General features: G+C 72.6%; 1 protein-coding gene and 1 pseudogene. Both read right to left on the minus strand.

Features of this window, described 5'->3' with window-relative positions; genetic code table 11:
- Positions 1–345, minus strand: a pseudogene (locus B9O00_RS32220) (hypothetical protein); the annotation flags it as partial.
- A gap of 60 nt (positions 346–405) precedes the next feature.
- Positions 406–801 carry a hypothetical protein gene (locus tag B9O00_RS32225; RefSeq protein ID WP_085127568.1) on the minus strand — a complete coding sequence of 132 codons (396 nt, stop codon included), beginning with the start codon at positions 799–801 and terminating at the stop codon, positions 406–408.
- Positions 802–1,070: the final 269 nt, after the last annotated feature.

Raw genomic sequence — 1,070 nt, forward strand, 5'->3', positions numbered from 1 at the left:
CGGGTGCGGCGCCAGCAGGCTGGCGACGCGCCGCTCCAGGTCCGGCCGATAGCGCAGGTAGCTGTCGTGGACGTCGGCGCGGGTCGCCGGCTCGGACTGGTAGGGACCCAGGGCCGGCCCGCCGCCGAGCTGCGCCAGGTAGCGGAAGCCGCTCTCCTGGGCGGCAGTGCCGAGCAGCAGCTCCACGGCCGCGTCGGACGCGAAGCCGGGCAGCCCGTCCGCGAGGTAGGCGAGCGTCGGCCGGACGATCCAGGTGGCGAACTGACGGACGTCGAGCCCCAGGGGGAGCCCCAGGGGGCGGCTCCGGATCGAGCCGCCCCCCGAGATCGCGCGGTCAGCAGGCATGGCGGTGGGGTCCATGCCCGCGACGGTACGTGCGGACCCCGGCGTCGGTGGCGAGAAAGCCTAGCCGGAACGACTTCCCCCTAGAGGGGGCCCGAACATCTCAAGCTGTCGATCATCGGGCCGGCCGGCATTCCTTACCATCCGGACGTAGCGGTCGGATACGCCGACCCGCAGGGCGACTTCCTTGGTGCCGCCCTGCGCCTCCAGGATCAGCCGCTTGCGGTGGCGGGCGACCGCGAGCACCGGCACCTCGATCCCCGAGCCGGCGTAGTGGCGGTGAAGGATGGCGGCAGCCTCGCTGCCGATCGCCAGGACGAGCGAGTGCTCCGGGGGCATGTCCTTGGGCACATAGCACTTCGTGCCGCCGAAGGCGTCGACCAGGCGCAGCGCGGCCGCCACCGAGGTCATCTCGGCGATCTCGATCAGGCTCTGCGGCCAGCCGCGCAGGTCGGTCATGACACCGGACCTTGCCGGCTATCGCCCGGGCAGCGTTCGAGAAATCCGGCCGCCATGGCGGCCCGCTCGCGGTCGGCGTGCAGAGGTCCCCACGCCCGATGACCGCTCGGCCGACGACACCAGACGCCCACCCGCGCGCGGCAGGATGGGCACGGCACCTCCAGTGCCGGATCGCGGGGCCACTCCTGGCCGCAGGATTGGCAGCGGACGGTCACGCCCCTGGCTCCCTGTCGAAGGTCGCCATGTACCGCTTGTGCAGCTCACTGCTC

Source organism: Tistlia consotensis USBA 355 (assembly GCF_900177295.1).
In the GTDB taxonomy this organism is placed as follows: domain Bacteria; phylum Pseudomonadota; class Alphaproteobacteria; order Kiloniellales; family DSM-21159; genus Tistlia; species Tistlia consotensis.